Source organism: Bradyrhizobium sp. MOS003 (genome assembly GCF_003020125.1).
Taxonomy (GTDB): Bacteria; Pseudomonadota; Alphaproteobacteria; order Rhizobiales; family Xanthobacteraceae; genus Bradyrhizobium.
The window spans coordinates 518,986-535,597 of sequence record NZ_PYFW01000003.1 but is presented as its reverse complement, the minus strand read 5'-3'; the positions used below and the strand labels follow the sequence as shown (position 1 = coordinate 535,597).

12 protein-coding genes are annotated in these 16,612 nt (G+C 65.8%); 7 read left to right on the top strand and 5 right to left on the bottom strand.

What is annotated here, in order from left to right; genetic code table 11:
- The first annotated feature begins 56 nt into the window (after window positions 1-56).
- On the top strand, window positions 57-1,430 hold the full coding sequence (locus C7G42_RS17330) for a cation-efflux pump (RefSeq protein WP_106950155.1): 1,374 nt from the start codon (window positions 57-59) through the stop codon (window positions 1,428-1,430).
- A gap of 240 nt (window positions 1,431-1,670) precedes the next feature.
- Complete coding sequence (locus C7G42_RS17325) at window positions 1,671-3,998, top strand: PAS domain-containing sensor histidine kinase (RefSeq protein WP_106950154.1); 2,328 nt, start codon at window positions 1,671-1,673, stop codon at window positions 3,996-3,998.
- 4 nt (window positions 3,999-4,002) lie between these two features.
- Here C7G42_RS17325 and C7G42_RS17320 read toward each other — a convergent pair whose 3' ends face one another.
- Complete coding sequence (locus tag C7G42_RS17320) at window positions 4,003-4,896, bottom strand: LysR family transcriptional regulator (protein WP_106950153.1); 894 nt, start codon at window positions 4,894-4,896, stop codon at window positions 4,003-4,005.
- Window positions 4,897-5,120: 224 nt separating this feature from the next.
- Here C7G42_RS17320 and C7G42_RS17315 point away from each other — a divergent pair, with 224 nt between their 5' ends.
- Genes C7G42_RS17315 through C7G42_RS17295 form a run of 5 tightly spaced genes read left to right on the top strand, consistent with a single transcriptional unit; the run spans window position 5,121 to window position 11,086 of the window.
- Window positions 5,121-5,597, top strand: a complete 477-nt coding sequence (locus C7G42_RS17315) for a formate dehydrogenase subunit gamma (RefSeq protein ID WP_106950152.1) — start codon at window positions 5,121-5,123, stop codon at window positions 5,595-5,597.
- Window positions 5,594-7,150, top strand: a complete 1,557-nt coding sequence (locus C7G42_RS17310; RefSeq protein ID WP_106950151.1) for a formate dehydrogenase beta subunit — start codon at window positions 5,594-5,596, stop codon at window positions 7,148-7,150. The genes C7G42_RS17315 and C7G42_RS17310 overlap by 4 nt, the downstream gene beginning before the upstream one ends.
- A 10-nt stretch (window positions 7,151-7,160) precedes the next feature.
- Window positions 7,161-10,034: a formate dehydrogenase subunit alpha gene (gene fdhF, locus C7G42_RS17305; protein WP_106950150.1), complete on the top strand. Its 2,874-nt coding sequence runs from the start codon at window positions 7,161-7,163 to the stop codon at window positions 10,032-10,034.
- A 4-nt stretch (window positions 10,035-10,038) separates the two neighbouring features.
- The gene (fdhD, locus tag C7G42_RS17300; RefSeq protein WP_106950149.1) at window positions 10,039-10,866 is read left to right on the top strand and encodes a formate dehydrogenase accessory sulfurtransferase FdhD; all 828 of its coding nucleotides are present in this window, start codon (window positions 10,039-10,041) and stop codon (window positions 10,864-10,866) included.
- Window positions 10,856-11,086: a formate dehydrogenase subunit delta gene (locus C7G42_RS17295; protein ID WP_162308463.1), complete on the top strand. Its 231-nt coding sequence runs from the start codon at window positions 10,856-10,858 to the stop codon at window positions 11,084-11,086. The genes fdhD and C7G42_RS17295 overlap by 11 nt, the downstream gene beginning before the upstream one ends.
- On the opposite strand, the gene C7G42_RS17290 is transcribed toward C7G42_RS17295, so the two are convergent.
- From C7G42_RS17290 to C7G42_RS17275, 4 genes are read right to left on the bottom strand one after another with little or no spacing between them, the layout of a single operon-like run.
- Complete coding sequence (locus C7G42_RS17290; protein ID WP_106950148.1) at window positions 11,046-14,030, bottom strand: bifunctional [glutamine synthetase] adenylyltransferase/[glutamine synthetase]-adenylyl-L-tyrosine phosphorylase; 2,985 nt, start codon at window positions 14,028-14,030, stop codon at window positions 11,046-11,048. The genes C7G42_RS17295 and C7G42_RS17290 overlap by 41 nt on opposite strands.
- Window positions 14,027-15,487, bottom strand: a complete 1,461-nt coding sequence (locus tag C7G42_RS17285; RefSeq protein ID WP_106950147.1) for a sensor histidine kinase — start codon at window positions 15,485-15,487, stop codon at window positions 14,027-14,029. The genes C7G42_RS17290 and C7G42_RS17285 overlap by 4 nt, the downstream gene beginning before the upstream one ends.
- Window positions 15,488-15,503: 16 nt before the next feature.
- Window positions 15,504-15,857, bottom strand: a complete 354-nt coding sequence (locus C7G42_RS17280; RefSeq protein WP_106950146.1) for a hypothetical protein — start codon at window positions 15,855-15,857, stop codon at window positions 15,504-15,506.
- Between the two features lie 18 nt (window positions 15,858-15,875).
- Entirely contained in the window at window positions 15,876-16,556 is a 681-nt protein-coding gene (locus C7G42_RS17275; protein ID WP_038947105.1) for a response regulator transcription factor, read from the bottom strand.
- Window positions 16,557-16,612: the final 56 nt, after the last annotated feature.

Below are 16,612 nucleotides of genomic sequence, written 5' to 3'. Positions count from 1 at the left end.
GACTACTACTGTGGATCATCACTTGATGTCCCGCCCCATGCTGCTAAATCCCCGCCATGACCTCCCAACACGATAAAACCTCGGTCGCCGCGATCTCGATCTTCGCCAGCGGCGGCATGGCGGCGGCCAAGTTCGCGGTCGGCATCGCGATCGGCTCGCTCGCTCTGATCTCCGAGGCCCTGCATTCCTCGGTCGACCTGATCGCGACCATCATCACCTGGGCGGTGGTGCGGGTGTCCGACAAGCCGGCGGACGAGGAGCACCATTACGGCCATGGCAAGCTGGAGAGCGTCTCGGCGCTGGGCGTCACCGCCCTGCTCTATGTGCTCGCCGGCGGCATCCTGGTCGAGGCCTACAGCCGGCTGCGCGAGGGAACCCCTCCGCCGACCATTTCGGCCGTGCCGTTCGTGGTGCTGGTGATCGACATTGTCGTCAATCTCTGGCGCGCCCGCGCCCTGCAGCGGGCGGCGCGCGAGACGCGGAGCCAGGCGCTCGCGGCCGACGCGCTGCATTTCGCCTCCGACGTGCTGGGCTCGTTCGCCGTGATCATCGGCCTGATCCTCGCCGCCCTCGGCTTCTGGTGGGGCGATGCCGCGGCGGCCGCGGCGGTCGCCGTGATGATCGCCCTGCTCGGCCTTCGCATGGCCGGCTCGACGGTGCAGACACTGGTCGACCGCGCCCCGGAGGGCGCGCACGAAAAGGCCACCGCCGCGATCCGGAGCGTGGCCGGCGTGATCGACATCGAGCGGCTGCGGGTGCGCATGGTCGGGGCGACCACGTTCATCGACACCATCGCCAAGGTGCCGCGGACCTACCCGATCGATCGCGTCGAGGACATCAAGCGCAACGCGCAAGCCGCTGTCGAGAAGGCATTCGGCGATACCGACCTCAGCTTCACCGCCGTTCCCGTTGCGCGCGACAACGAGACCGTGCGCGACCGTATCATGGTGATCGCGCACAATTCGGGCCTCGCCGTCCACCACGTCACGGTGCACGATCTCGGTGGCAAGCTGATCGTCAGCATCGATCTCGAGGTCGACGCCGCAATGCAGCTCGAGGCCGCCCACGAAGTCGCCAACACGCTCGAGCGCAAGATCAAGGTGGAGTTCGGCGAGGACGTCGAGGTGGACGTCCACATCGAGCCGTTGGAACCGGAACTTCCGTTCGGGGTCGATGCCACGCCGGAGCGGGTGCGGACCATCGCCGATGCACTGACCGAATATGCCGCCGGCGGCGAGATCCACGACATCCACAATGTGCGCGTCCGCAACACCGACGCCGGCGAGATCGTCAACTTCCACTGCCGCGCCACACCGTCGATGAGCGTGATCAAGGTGCACGAGCATGTCGACGCCATCGAGCGCGCGCTGCGGCTCGCGTTCCCGAACGTGAAGCGCGTGATCAGCCACGCCGAACCGCCGCGCGCGTGACGCGGCAAATGCGACGAAGAACGTGCGACGAGTCACACGTTCCCGTTTCGGACTCCTCGCGCGCGTATGTTTGCGGACGTGCAATGCGCAAACTGCGCGTTGGATAAGAATAATTTCGCGTTAACGATTCATTGACTCTCGACACCCCGCGAAAACTGGATTCAAATCGCTGTGATTCGGAAGCGATGTGGGGCTGCCTCCGAACTTCAGTTGCAAGCAGGTTTTTAGGGGGCCGAAGGCATGTCGCGTGCAGACGCCGCGAACGCGTGCGTCCAATCCGATTCGATCAAAGGATTGGCGCAGTCGATCGCGAAACCTGCCTATCATCGGCTCTTGATTGCAGAGCCGGCGCTTCGTCGCGCCGTGCCGACGCTCATCATCGCCTTTCTGATCACGATCTGCCTGGGCGCATTCGTGCAGGTCGTCGATCAGACCCGCCAGAAGCGGCTCGTGATCCGGCACGACATCTCGGCGCTGGCCGATCTGCTCGCCGAACGCGTCGACCGCCTCACCTCCGGACGGCAGGAGCGGCTCAAGAACATCGAGAGCCTGCCGGCGCTGCTGCCGGATATGATCCCGTCCTGGGGCGCAGCCTCGGGCCGCCACGTCGTCGTCACCTCGGCCGGCATCGACCGTCGCGTCCTCGCCCGCATCCCGATCGACAGCAGCCCCTCGGGCAACGACCGCCTGCTCGACGCCATCACGACGGCACAATTGCTCGCGGCGCCGACGCGCGACGGCGACGTCTCCGACATGACGCTGCCGAGTGGCAACGCCGCGATGGCGACCTCGCGGCAGATCAAGTCGCTGCCCGGCTTCGTCACCGTGATCCAGGAGCGCAACGAGCCGATCTGGGGCTCGGACGCAGCGCTCTCGGTGACGCTGTCGGCGACGACAGGCTTCGTCGTCCTGATCCTGGGCTTCGCCTTCCACTGGCAGTCCACCCGCGCCCGCGAAGGCGACCTCATCAACGACGCCGTGCGCGGCCGGATCGACACCGCGCTCAACCGCGGCCGCTGCGGGCTGTGGGACTGGGACCTGTCGCGCGGCCGGATCTTCTGGTCGCAATCGATGTTCTCGATGCTGGGCCTCGACGGCCGCCACGAGCTCCTCACCTTCGGCGAGGTCAACGCGCTGGTGAAGTCCGACGACATCGACCTGTTCGCGATCGCCGACCAGCTCATCTCCGAGAAGATCGACCACATCGACCAGACCTTCCGCATGCAGCATGTCGACGGCCACTGGATCTGGCTTCGCGTCCGCTGCGAGAAGACGCGCGGGGCGACCGATTCCAGCGTGCACCTGATCGGGATCGCCGTCGACATCACCGAGCAGAAGAGCCTCGCCGAGAGGACGGTGGAAGCCGATCTTCGTTTGCGTGACGCGATCGAGACCATTCCGGAAGCCTTCGTGCTGTGGGACGCCAGCGACCGCCTCGTGCTCTGCAATTCGCACTTCCAGCGCCTGCACAAGCTGCCCGACAGCGCCGTCATCCCCGGCACCTCCTACGAGACCGTGCTCGAGGTCGGCCGCATGCCGGAGGTGCGCACCCGCCACAACGAGACCGCTGCCCAGGGCCCCGGCGCGCGCACCTTCGAGGCGCAGCTCGACGACGGCAGCTGGCTCCACATCAGCGAGCGCCGCACCAAGGACGGCGGCTACGTCTCGGTCGGCACCGACATCACCCGTATCAAGGAGCACGAGCAGAAGCTGGTCGATAACGATCTACGCCTGCGTGCCACCGTCATCGACCTGAAGCGTTCGCAAGCCGCGCTGGAGCGCCAGGCGATCGAGCTCGCCGACCTCGCCGAGAAGTACCAGCGCGAGAAGACCCGCGCCGAGGAAGCCAACCAGACCAAGTCGAAATTCCTCGCCAATATGAGCCACGAGCTGCGCACGCCTCTGAACGCCATCATCGGCTTCTCCGAGATCATGGGCTCGGGCATGTTCGGCGAGCTGGGGAGCGAGAAGTATCAGGAATACTGCCAGGACATCCTGACCAGCGGCCACTATCTGCTCGAGGTCATCAACGACATCCTCGACATGTCCAAGATCGAGGCCGGCCGCATGAAGCTCGACATGGAAGAGCTCGACCTGGCGAAGACGCTCGCGGAATCCCTGCGGGTTGTCACCGGCCGGGCCCAGGACAAGCGCCTGACGCTCGATGCCGACATCGAGACATCAATCTCCGTCGTCGCCGACCGCCGCGCCACCAAGCAGATCATCGTCAACCTGCTCTCCAACGCGGTGAAGTTCACGCCCGACGGCGGACGCATCGTGGTGCGCAGCCGGCAGCTCGAAGACCGGATCGTGCTGATGATCGCCGACACCGGCATCGGCATCGCGCCGCATTCGCTAGCGCGGCTCGGCCGCCCGTTCGAGCAGGTGGAGAGCCAGCTGACCAAGACCTATCACGGCTCGGGCCTCGGCCTCGCCATCGCGCGCTCGCTGGCACAACTCCATGGCGGCTCGATGCGGCTGCGATCCAGGCTCGAGGTCGGCACCGTCGTGCGCGTGACCCTGCCGCGCGACGCGATCAAGGCGTCCAAGATATCGGCGGCGGCTTAGCCCCCTAGAGCTGCAGCGACGGCGCGACTTCGCGCGCGACATTGACCAGCGCCGCGATCAGCGGCGTCATCGGATCGCGCTGCGGGATCACCATGCCGATGCTGTAATTGACGTCGGGATCGGTGATCGGGATCGAGCGTACCGTGTCGGACAGGCCGAGCGTCTCGGCGAGCTTGGCCGGCATCACGCTCGCCCACCGCCCCGTCTTCACATGCGTGAACAGGACCAGCAGCGAGTTCGAGGTCAGTGTCGGCGTTGCCTCCGCGCCGACGGAGCGCAAGGCGCGGTCGATGATGCGGCGGTTCTGCATGTCGGGCGTCAACAGGCACAGCGGCACCTGCCCGACCTCCTTCCATGTCACCGTCTCGCGGTCGCCGAACATCGCATCCGGCGCGGTCAGGAGGCGATAGCTCTCATTGTAGAGCGGAATGGTGCGTACCTTGCCGATCGGCTCGTTCTCGATATAGGTCAGCCCCGCATCGACTTCGAGATTTTCCAGCAGCCCCAGCACTTCCGATGAAGTCGTCGAGCGGATGCTGAAACGCACCTCGGGATGCCTGGCGCGGAACGGCGTCGTCAGCGACGCCACCATGCCGAGCACGGTCGGGATCGCCGCGATGCGGATTTCGCCGGAGAGCTGATGCTTCAGCCCGTTGATCTCGTCGCGCATCGCGCGGGCATCGCCTACGATCCGCCGCGCCCAGTCGAGCGCGCGCTCGCCTTCCGGAGTGAACCCCTGGAAGCGGGAGCCGCGCTGGACCAGCATCACGCCGAGGATCTCCTCGAGCTGCTTGAGACTGGTCGACATCGTCGGTTGCGTCACGCCACAGACCTCCGCCGCGCGTCCGAAATGACGCTCCTTCGCCAGCGCCAGCAATAGTTCAAGCTTGTCGATCAACCGGGCGTCCCCTCGAATTCTGACCTGGCATGCAAGCTAGCACGCCGGGCCCGCACCAACACGCAAAAACCGGCAGCCGACCCAGCCTTCATCGACGATTCGTATCGAGCGATTGCGCTTGCAAATCGATCGGAATTCGCAATCGCCGCACGGGACGGCTTTATTGATCTTCGAATGATTCCAACTAGTTTGGCCCGAGGAAACGCTCAATTTGAGAACGAAGAATGACAGCGAGTTACGAACCTTGGGATGAAACGCGCGGCGCTGAAATCATCGCCGAACATGCCAACCAAGAGGGCGCGACGCTGGTCATCTTGCACGCGCTTCAGCAGGCGTTCGGCTATGTGCCGGAGGCGGCCATTCCCATGGTGGCGAAAGCGCTCAACCTGTCACGGGCCGAAGTTCACGGCGTCTTCACGTTCTATCATGATTTCCGCCACAAGCCGGCCGGCCGCCACGTGCTGAAGCTCTGCCGTGCGGAGGCCTGCCAGGCTGCGGGCGGCGATGCACTGGCTGCGCGCGCCGAAGCAAAGCTCGGCGTGTCGCTCGGCAGCACCACGCCCGACGACCGCGTCACGCTGGAGCCGATCTATTGCCTCGGCCTGTGCGCGACCGCACCGTCTGCGATGCTCGACGGCCGGCTGATCGGCCGACTCGACCAGAAGCGCCTCGATGCGTTGATCGTGGAGGCACAGCGATGAGCTTGCGTCTGTTCGTCTCACGTGACGCCGGTGCAATCGCCGTCGGCGCCGACGAAGTTGCTCTGGCGCTGGAGCAGGCCGCAGCCAGGCGCGGCGTGGCGATCGAGATCGTCCGGACCGGCTCGCGCGGGATGTACTGGCTGGAACCGCTGGTCGAGGTGGCGACGCCGCAGGGCCGGATCGCGTTCGGCCCGATCACGGAAGCCGATGTGCCGTCCCTGCTCGACGCGCTCTCGAACAACACGCCGCACCTGTTACGGCTGGGGGCAACCGACGAGATCCCCTGGCTGAAGCGCCAGACCCGCCTCACCTTCGCCCGCTGCGGCGTGATCGACCCGCGCTCGCTCGACGACTATCGCGCCCATGGCGGCTACAAGGGGCTGGAGCGCGCATTGTCGCTCGGCACGGATGCGACCCTCGACGAAATCATCGCATCGGGCTTGCGCGGTCGCGGCGGCGCGGGCTTCCCGACCGGCATCAAGTGGAAGACCGTCGCACAAGCCAAGGCCGACCGCAAATTCATCGTCTGCAACGCCGACGAGGGCGACAGCGGCACCTTCGCCGACCGCATGATCATGGAAGGCGATCCCTTCCTGGTGATCGAGGGCATGACCATCGCCGGCCTCACCGTCGGCGCGACCAAGGGCTACATCTATATCCGCAGTGAATATCCGCACGCGGTCGAGGCGATGAATGCCGCCATCGTCGCCGCCAGGCGCGGCGGCTATCTCGGCAGCAAGATCGGCGGTTCCACGTACCGCTTCGATCTCGAGGTCCGCGTTGGCGCCGGCGCCTATGTCTGCGGCGAGGAGACCTCGCTGCTGGAAAGCCTCGAAGGCCGCCGCGGCATCGTGCGCGCAAAGCCGCCACTGCCGGCGCATCACGGCTTGTTTGGCAAGCCGACCGTCATCAACAACGTGCTGTCGTTCGCGGCCGTCCCCTTCATCCTCGCCGAAGGCGCCAAGACCTACGCCGATTACGGCATGGGCCGCTCCCGCGGCACGATGCCGATCCAGCTGGCCGGTAATCTCCGCTACGGCGGCCTGTTCGAGACCGCCTTCGGCGTGACGCTCGGCGAGCTCGTCGACGACATCGGCGGCGGCACGATCACGGGCCGGCCGGTTCGCGCCGTGCAGGTCGGCGGGCCGCTGGGGGCCTATTTCCCGCGCGCGCTGTTCGACACGCCGTTCGACTACGAGGCCTTCGCCGCGCGCGACGGCCTGATCGGCCATGGCGGCATCGTCGTGTTCGACGACAGCGTCGACATGCGCAGGCAGGCGCGCTTCGCCATGGAATTCTGCGCGATCGAATCCTGCGGCAAGTGCACGCCCTGCCGGATCGGCTCGACCCGCGGCGTCGAGACCATCGAGAAAATCATCAACGGCGAACGCGTCCATGAAAACCTCGCGCTCGTCGAGGACCTCTGCAGCACCATGAAATTCGGCTCGCTCTGCGCACTCGGCGGTTTCACGCCTTACCCCGTGCTCAGTGCATTGAAGCACTTCCGGGAGGACTTCGTCCCGGTGCCGATCACGCTTCAGGCCGCGGAATAGGAGAGCAACGATGTCTCTGATCGAAGAAATCGACTTCGGCACACCGCGCTCAAGATCGGAAACGATGGTGACTCTGACCATCGACGGCAACGAGGTCACGGTGCCCGAAGGCACTTCGATCATGCGGGCCGCGATGGACGCCGGCCACCAGATCCCGAAGCTCTGCGCGACGGACATGGTCGACGCCTACGGCTCCTGCCGTCTCTGCCTCGTCGAGATCGAGGGCCGCGCCGGCACGCCGGCCTCCTGCACCACGCCCGTCATGCCCGGCCTCGTCGTGCACACTCAGAGCGAGCGGCTGAAGAAGCTGCGCAAGGGCGTGATGGAGCTCTACATCTCCGACCATCCGCTCGACTGCCTCACCTGCGGCGCCAATGGCGACTGCGAATTGCAGGACATGGCCGGCGCCGTCGGCCTGCGCGATGTTCGCTACGGCCATGAGGGCGAGAACCACGTCTTCGCCAAAAGCCACGGCTGTGACAACGACCACTGGATGCCCAAGGACGAGTCCAATCCCTATTTCACCTATGATCCCTCCAAGTGCATCGTCTGCTCGCGCTGCGTCCGCGCCTGCGAGGAGGTGCAAGGCACCTTCGCGCTGACCATCTCCGGCCGCGGCTTCGGCAGCCGCGTCTCGCCCGGCATGAGCGAGAGCTTCCTCGGCTCCGAATGCGTCTCCTGCGGCGCCTGCGTGCAGGCCTGTCCGACCGCGACGCTGACCGAAAAGTCCGTAATCGAGATCGGACAGCCCGAGCATTCGGTCGTCACCACCTGCGCCTATTGCGGCGTCGGCTGCACCTTCAAGGCCGAGATGCGCGGCGAGGAAGTCGTGCGCATGGTGCCGTACAAGGACGGCAAGGCCAACCGCGGCCATTCCTGCGTCAAGGGCCGCTTCGCCTGGGGCTACACCAACCACGGCGAACGCATCCTCAATCCGATGATCCGCGAACGGATCGAGGATCCCTGGCGCGAAGTATCCTGGGACGAGGCGTTCTCGTTCGCGGCCGCCAGGATGCGCGGCATCCAGGCGACATACGGCCGCGACGCCATCGGCGGCATCACCTCGTCTCGCTGCACCAATGAAGAGACCTATCTGGTGCAGAAGCTGATCCGCGCGGGCTTCGGCAACAACAATGTCGACACCTGTGCCCGCGTCTGCCATTCGCCGACCGGCTACGGTCTTGCCACCACCTTCGGCACGTCAGCCGGCACGCAGGATTTCGACTCGGTCGAGGACACCGACGTCGTCCTCGTGATCGGCGCCAATCCGGCCTCGGCTCACCCCGTGTTCGCCTCCCGCCTGAAGAAGCGGTTGCGCCAGGGCGCCAAGCTGATCGTGATCGATCCGCGCCGCACCGAGATGGTGGAATCACCGCATGTGAAGGCGCTGCACCTGCCCTTGATGCCCGGCACCAACGTCGCGGTCATGACGGCGCTGGCACATGTCATCGTCACCGAAGGCCTCGTCAACGAAGCCTTCGTGCGCGAACGCTGCGACTGGACCGAGTTCGAGGAATGGGCGGCGTTCGTCGCGCAACCGAACAACAGCCCGGAAGCCACCGCCATCCTCACCGGCGTCGATCCGAAGGACCTGCGCGAGGCAGCCCGCACCTACGCGACCGGCGGCAACGGCGCGATCTATTACGGTCTCGGCGTCACCGAGCACAGCCAGGGCTCGACCACCGTGATCGCGATCGCCAACCTTGCGATGGCCACAGGCAATATCGGCCGCCCCGGCGTCGGCGTGAACCCACTGCGCGGCCAGAACAACGTGCAGGGCTCCTGCGACATGGGCTCGTTCCCGCACGAGCTGCCCGGTTACCGCCACATCTCCGGTGATGCCGTGCGCGACCAGTTCGAAGCGCTGTGGAACGTCAAGCTCAACCCCGAGCCGGGCCTGCGCATTCCCAACATGTTCGACGCCGCGGTCGAAGGCACGTTCATGGGCATCTACGTGCAGGGCGAGGACATTCTGCAGTCCGATCCCAACACCAAGCACGTGGTGGCTGCACTGTCCGCGATGGAATGCGTCATCGTCCACGACCTGTTCCTGAACGAGACCGCGAACTACGCCCATGTCTTCCTGCCTGGCTCGAGTTTCCTCGAGAAGGACGGCACCTTCACCAACGCCGAGCGCCGCGTCCAGCGCGTGCGCAAGGTGATGACGCCGAAGAACGGCATGGCCGACTGGGAGGTCACCATCGGCCTCGCCAAGGCGATGGGCTTCGAGATGAACTACGGCCACCCATCCGAGATCATGGACGAGATCGCGGCGCTGACGCCGACCTTCGCCGGCGTCTCCTACGCCAAGCTCGACGAGCTCGGCTCGGTGCAGTGGCCCTGCAACGAGAAGGCGCCGGAGGGAACGCCGGTGATGCATATCGACGGCTTCGTTCGCGGCAAGGGAAAGTTCGTCGTCACCGAATATGTCGCCACCGACGAACGCACCGGCCCGCGCTATCCGCTGCTGCTCACCACGGGCCGCATCCTCAGCCAGTACAATGTCGGCGCGCAGACGCGGCGCACGGAGAACGTGGTCTGGCACGCCGAGGACCGGCTGGAGATCCACCCCCACGATGCCGAGCAGCGCGGCGTGCGTGACGGCGATTGGGTGCGGCTGAAGAGCCGTGCCGGCGAGACCACACTGCGGGCCGAGATCACCGACCGTGTCGCGCCCGGCGTCGTCTACACCACCTTCCACCATCCGGACACGCAGGCCAACGTCATCACGACCGACTATTCGGACTGGGCGACCAACTGTCCCGAATACAAGGTCACGGCGGTCGAGGTCTCACCCTCGAACGGGCCGTCGGACTGGCAGAAGGCCTATGACGCGCAGGCGCGGCAGTCCCGCCGCATCGCGCCGGCCGAGGCCGCGGAGTAGCCGCATGCATGTCCCGGTCCAGGCTATCGACCGCGAGACCTGGCGCGACGGTGTCGCGTCCGAGGGCACACGACTGATCCCTGAGGAGACGCCGCTGGCGCTGACTTACAATGGCGGCACCTATGCCGTCATGATGGGGACGCCGCAGAACCTGGAAGACTTCGCCGTCGGCTTCAGCCTGGACGAGGGCATCGTCAGATCGGTCGACGACATCCGGTCGTTCGAAGTGGTCCGCCTCGACGACGGCATTGAACTCAGGATGTGGCTTGCGCCGGGAGACGCCGCGTGCATTGGCGAACGCCGCCGCCACGTCGCTGGACCCACCGGCTGCGGTATCTGCGGCATCGAGTCCATTGCCGAGGCCGTACGCCCCGCAGCGGTCGTGCCGCACGGCCAGACCTTCACGCCCGAGCAGGTCATGGCGGCGATGCAGACGATCGCGCCGCTACAATCGATCAATCTGCAGACCCGCGCGGTTCACGCCGCCGCGTTCTGGTCTCCTGCAGGCCACATCGTCGCGCTGCGCGAGGATGTCGGCCGCCACAATGCGCTGGACAAGCTCTCCGGCGCCTTGGCGCGCAGCCGCACGGATGCGCGCCAAGGCATGGTGCTGCTGACGAGCCGCGTCTCGGTCGAGATGGTGCAGAAGACAGCCGCGATCGGCGCACCGGTGATGGTCGCGATGTCCGCGCCGACCGCGCTTGCGGTGCGCACGGCGGAAGCCGCCGGCATCACGTTGATCGCGATCGCCCGGCAGGACGGATTCGAGATATTTACGCATGGCGGCCGGATCGCCGCTCGCCATGCCACGGAGGTTGCCGATGTCGCCTGACCGCCTGATCTACATGGCCAACCAGATCGGCAAGTTCTTCCAGAGCCAGGGCCACAATAAAGCCGTGCCGGGGATTGCCGAGCACATCAAGAAGTTCTGGGACCCCCGGATGAAGCGCGCGATCTTCGCCCATCTCGACGCCGGCGGCGCCGGCCTGGAGCCTGATGTTCGCGAGGCGCTCACCTCGCTGAAAGCGGCGTCCCTTCCAGCAGCGCCCTGAACACGCGCCGCACCTCGCTCTGCGTCTCCTTCACACGCGCCTCCAGCGACGAGAAATCCGGCGCGTCGCCAGCCCGCGCCATCACGCGCTGCAGATCGGTACCGGCGGTTTCCGGCTTGAAGCGGTCGCTGACGCACAGCCGCAGGATCTGCGTAAGGTCGTGATAGAGCCGTGCGGCCGCGCGCAAGATCTCGGTCTCCGATTGCGGAAGCACGCCGAGCCTGCAGGCGTTGTCGAGCACCTGCACCGTGCTGACGTCGAGAATTTCCGGTCTATCGTGCGCGTGCACGAGCTGGAGATACTGCGCGATGAAGTCGATGTCGACCATGCCGCCGGCAGCGTATTTGAGGTCCCAGCAATCGGCCTCGCCCTTCTCCTGGGCGATCGCGCGCCGCATGTCGGCGACGTCGTTGGCGGTAACTGCCGGATCGCGGCGGCGGGTCAGGACATCGCGGATGACGCGCTCGATCCGCATCCGGAATTCCGGCGAAGCCGACACCACGCGGGCGCGCGTGAGCGCCATATGCTCCCAGGTCCAGGCCTCGTTGGCCTGATAATCCGCGAACGAGACCAGGCTCGAGGCGACGGGACCGGCGCGCCCTGAAGGACGCAGCCGCATGTCGATCTCGTAGAGCACGCCGTAATTGGTGCGCGTCGTGAACGCGCTGATCAGGCGCTGGGTGAAGCGGGCGAAATAATGCGCGCCCTGAAGCGATTTCGGCCCGTCGGAGTCCGGATGGTCGCCGTCGAAATCGTAAAGCAGGATCAGGTCGAGATCGGACGAGGCCGTCATCTCGCGGCTGCCGAGCCGGCCCATCGCGATGATCGCGGTCTCCTGCCCCTTGATGCGGCCGTGCTGCGCGGCGAAGCGGTCGGCAACGAGGCCGTGCACGGTGTGGACGATGCCCTCGGCGACATCGGCGAAGGCCGTGCTCGCCTGCTGCGCCGAGACGGTGCCGGAGAGAATCCGCGTGCCGATCAGGAACAGGCTCTCCTGCCCGAACAGGCGCAGGCGATCGAGGAACTCTTCGTAAGAGCCGGCGTCCTGCACGGTCGCGGCCAGCCGTCCCGACAATTCCTGCCTGTCCGGCATGGCGCCGAAGAAGCGCGGGTCGATCAGGCCGTCCATCAGTTGCGGCTGCCGCGCCAGCATCTCGCCGAGCCGGGGCGCTGCGCCCAGCACCAGCGCCACCAGCGCGACGAGATCGCGGTTCTGCCCGAGCAGCGTAATCAGCCGGCCCCCGCGCTGGAGCGCCCCGAGGAAATCATCGAACGCCACGACGGCGCGATCCGGCTCCTCGGCATGGGCAAGGCCGTCGATCAGGGCCGGAACGAACTCGACGAAGGCGCTGCGCGTCGCCTCGACGCGGAATACGCGATAGTCGCCGGTGATCCAGTCGCGCACCGTCTGCGCAACGGCGGCCGGCTTCTTGAAGCCGAGCGTAGCGAGGTGCTGGAGCAGGCGCGGATCGTCGGGACCCGCACTGTAGTCGAGCGCCGGCAGCTTGGCCGTGCCGGTCGGATCGTCGCCCTCGAACAGTTTTTCGTAGTGCCCCTGCACGATCTCGAGCTGCCGCAGCAGGTCGCTCGCAAAGGCTTCGCGACCCGGATAGCCGAAGAAGCGCGCAAAACGCTCGACCGCCTCTTTGTCTTCGGGCAGCGTGTGGGTCTGCTCGTCGGCGATCATCTGGAGGCGATGCTCGACCCGGCGCAGGAATTCATACGCAATGGTCAGCTCGTCGTGCGCCGTGGGTGTGATCCAGTTGCTGGAGGCGAGAATGTCGAGCGCCTTCAGCGTCGGCCGCACCCGCAATTCCGGATGGCGGCCGCCGGCGATCAATTGCTGGGTCTGCGCGAAAAACTCGATCTCACGGATGCCGCCGCGGCCGACCTTGACGTTGTGCCCCTCCACCGCGACCTCGCTCTGGCCGCGATAGGTCTGCATCTGTCGCTTCATGTCGTGGACGTCGGCGAGCGCGGCGAAGTCGAGATGCTTGCGCCAGACAAAGGGCGCGATCTCGGCGAGCAAAGCGTCGCCCGCTTTGGCGTCGCCGGCACAGGCCCGCGCCTTGATCATCGCGGCGCGCTCCCAGGTGCGCCCCTCCCGCTCATAATAGTTCAGCGCGGTGTCCCTGGAGATCGCCACCTGCGTCGAGGACGGATCGGGCCGCAGGCGCAGATCGACGCGGAACACATAGCCGTCATAGGTGCGCTGCTGCAGGATGCGCGCCATGCCCTGCGTCACCCGCACGAAGAACGGTTGCGGCTCGATGTCCGCCGCCAGCGTCGTCGAATCGGGATCGAAGAACACGATGAGATCGATGTCGCTGGAATAGTTCAGCTCGCCCGCACCCATCTTGCCCATCGCAAGCACGATCAGCCCACAGCCCTCTTCGGGAGCCTCGGGATTGGGCGGCAAAAGCTTGCCACGTGCGGCTTCCTGCCGCAGCAGGTATTGGAGCGCCGCCTGCACCGAGGAGACCGCGACATCGGTCAGCGCCGCCGTCACCCGCATCACCGGCCAGACCCCGCCGATGTCGCACAGAGCGGTGAGAAGCGCGGCCTCCGCCTTCATGCGGCGGAGCAGCCGCATCACCTCGGCTTCATCCGTCGCGGCCAGTACCCCGCCCCTCGCCTCCGCGATCAACGCAGGCAGATACGTATCCGGATCGCATTCGAGCAGCCGGATCAGGCGCAGCGGCTCAGTGCGCACCAGATCGAACAAATAAGGCGAAAATTCCGCGATGCCGGTCAAAATATCCCGCGCGAAGGGATGAGCCAGCAACGCTTCGAGACGGGCCAATTGCGCCGGCTCGAGCTCGGCCAGCCAATTGTCAAAAGGTCGCTCGTCGGTTGTGGAAGCGGCAATATGGGGAGCCTCCGCGAAGCGTGCGGCGAGGCTCTCACCATGCTTGTCCGCGTTTCCCGGCGCGGAGTGGTTCATGCCACCTTCTGTGGCACATCCGGTATTGGCGGAGCAACCCTGTCGCCGGCCCCGGCGCGCGCGGGCAGCACCAGCGTGGCGACGAGACCGGGCTGGGCATCGGCCAGCTTCAACTCACCGCCATGCAATGTCGCAACCGCCGAGGCGAGGCTGAGACCGAGGCCGGAGCCCGGCAGCGTGCGGCTTGCTTCCAGCCTCACGAATCGTTCGACGGCATGCGCGCGGTCGGCCTCGGGGATGCCGGGACCGCGATCAGTGACGCTGAGCAGCACCTTGTCGCCATCGCGCCTGGCTTCGATCGTGATCGGGCGAGCGTCCATGCTGACCACGGTTCCGCCGGTCTGTGCGACCGGCTTGCCGTATTTGATCGCATTCTCGACCAGATTGGCGAGCGCCTGGCTGACCAATTCGCGATTGGCGTGAACCGGTGTCGGCTCGGCCTTGACCTTCAACGTCATGCCGTCGTCCTCGGCGAGCGGCTCGTAGAGCTCGTGGATGCCTCCCGCGACCTCGGCGGCGTCGAAATCATCCATGTTGCCGCGCGCCTGCCCGGATTCGGCGCGCGCGATCATCAGCAGCGCGTTGAAGGTGCGGATCAGACCGTCGGATTCCTCGATGGTCCGTTCCAGCGCCGCGCGGTAATCGGCTTCGCAGCCCGATTGCGCCAGCGCCTCCTCGGCGCGGTTGCGCAGGCGCGTCAGCGGCGTCTTGAGGTCGTGGGCGATGTTGTCGGAGACCTCCTTCAAGCCGGCCATCAGCGCCTCGATCCGCTCCAGCATGGCATTGAGGTTTTCGGCGAGGCGGTCGAGCTCATCACCGCTACGGCCCACGGGAAGACGCCCGCTGAGATCGCCGGTCATGATGCGCTGCGCGGTCCCCGTCATGGCGTCGATGCGCCGGAGCACGCGGCGCGCGACGAAGATGCCGCCGCCGAGACCGAGCACGACGACGATCAGGATCGACCATTGCGCCGCCTTGGCGACGATGCCGAACAGGCGACGCCGCTCGGCGAGGTCGCGGCCGATCAGAAGCCGGAAGCCGTTTTCCAGTTCGGTGACTCGCACCAGCGCCCGATGGTCGCGGTCGTCGGCGTCCTCGATCCGCCGGTAAGCGGTCTCGGACCAGCCACGCGTGGCCATCACGCCAGGCGCCAGCGAGCCGACATTGCCGGCGATCGACTGCCCGGTCGGCGTGGTCACGAGATAGAGGTTGGCGCCCGGCCGCAGCGCCCGATACTCGATCGCCAGCACCAGGCCGCGCAGGCCACGGCGTCCATAGATCTCGGAGATCTCCGAGGTCTCGGCATTGACCGTCTGCGTGATTTCCTCGGTGATCAGGCGCCGCGTATTCCAGGCGAAATAGGCCAGCAGCGATGCCGCGAACATCGCGAACAGCAGCAGATAGACCAGCGTCAGCCGGAACGCCGTGGTGCGGACGAGTTTACCGAATGCCGTCACGGATCATGTACCCTACCTAGCGTGACAAGAAGCAACCGACTGCATCGCCATCGATACCGAAACTAACCAGATCGCTGCTGAGCTTACTCTTCATGACGAGCATGAATTTCCGGGCCTCAGGTTCAAAAACCAGCAGATAGCTTCTTTTGTCATCCGCGATCGCGATACAGGACTTTCTGTTCTTGTCGTCGTCTAGGACATCAATCCAATAGGGTTCAACAAGAGCCTCTTTAAACACGCGAAGCTCGCGCTCAACCTTTTCAGGAGGCCATGGATTCCCCACCGAGCCTTCTGGGACATGATACATGTACTCGTCGATTTCACGCTCGACGGTCCGCCTCAACTCCTGAAGGTCGAGTGAGTGGGCCATCGGAGTTAGAGTCCTTGTTTACCGAATGCCGTCACGGATCATGTACCCGGCGCCGCGGATCGTGTGCAGCAGCGGGCGCTCGAAGCCCTTGTCGATCTTGGAGCGCAGCCGCGAAATGTGCACGTCGATCACGTTGGTCTGCGGATCGAAATGATAGTCCCAGACGTTCTCGAGCAGCATGGTGCGTGTCACCACCTGGCCGGCATGCTTCATCAGATATTCGAGCAGGCGGAATTCGCGCGGCTGCAGCGTCAGCTCGTCCTTGCCGCGGGCGACGCGATGGGAGAGCCGGTCGAGCTCGAGATCGCCGACGCGGTAGAGCGTATCCTCGGCCGGACCGCCGCGGCGGCGCGACAGCACCTCGACCCGGGCCAGCAGCTCGGCGAAGGAATAGGGTTTCGGCAGATAGTCGTCGCCGCCGGCGCGCAGGCCCTTGATGCGGTCGTCGACCTGTCCGAGCGCGGAGAGAATCAGCACCGGTGTGGTGTTGTCCTGGTCGCGCAGCGCACCGATCAGCGACAGGCCGTCGCGCTTCGGCAGCATGCGGTCGACCACCAGCACGTCGTAATCGCCGTTTTCGGCCATGGCTAGGCCTTCCTCGCCGTCGGCGGCGTGGTCGGCAATGTGTCCGACTTCGCGAAATGCCTTCACGAGGTAATCGGCGGATTCGCGGTCGTCTTCAATGATGAGGAGGCGCATCGTGCGTTCGGCGGCGGTCAAGGAGGTCAACCTTCTCTAAACATGGCGCGAGCGGC

Bases quoted from the DNA above. Each gene is read 5' to 3' on its own strand.
- C7G42_RS17330 (WP_106950155.1), top strand. From the start codon at position 57: ATGACCTCCCAACACGATAAAACCTCGGTCGCCGCGATCTCGATCTTC.
- C7G42_RS17325 (WP_106950154.1), top strand. From the start codon at position 1,671: ATGTCGCGTGCAGACGCCGCGAACGCGTGCGTCCAATCCGATTCGATC.
- C7G42_RS17315 (WP_106950152.1), top strand. From the start codon at position 5,121: ATGACAGCGAGTTACGAACCTTGGGATGAAACGCGCGGCGCTGAAATC.
- C7G42_RS17310 (WP_106950151.1), top strand. From the start codon at position 5,594: ATGAGCTTGCGTCTGTTCGTCTCACGTGACGCCGGTGCAATCGCCGTC.
- fdhF (WP_106950150.1), top strand. From the start codon at position 7,161: ATGTCTCTGATCGAAGAAATCGACTTCGGCACACCGCGCTCAAGATCG.
- fdhD (WP_106950149.1), top strand. From the start codon at position 10,039: ATGCATGTCCCGGTCCAGGCTATCGACCGCGAGACCTGGCGCGACGGT.
- C7G42_RS17295 (WP_162308463.1), top strand. From the start codon at position 10,856: ATGTCGCCTGACCGCCTGATCTACATGGCCAACCAGATCGGCAAGTTC.
- C7G42_RS17290 (WP_106950148.1), bottom strand. From the start codon at position 14,030: ATGAACCACTCCGCGCCGGGAAACGCGGACAAGCATGGTGAGAGCCTC.
- C7G42_RS17280 (WP_106950146.1), bottom strand. From the start codon at position 15,857: ATGGCCCACTCACTCGACCTTCAGGAGTTGAGGCGGACCGTCGAGCGT.
- C7G42_RS17275 (WP_038947105.1), bottom strand. From the start codon at position 16,556: ATGCGCCTCCTCATCATTGAAGACGACCGCGAATCCGCCGATTACCTC.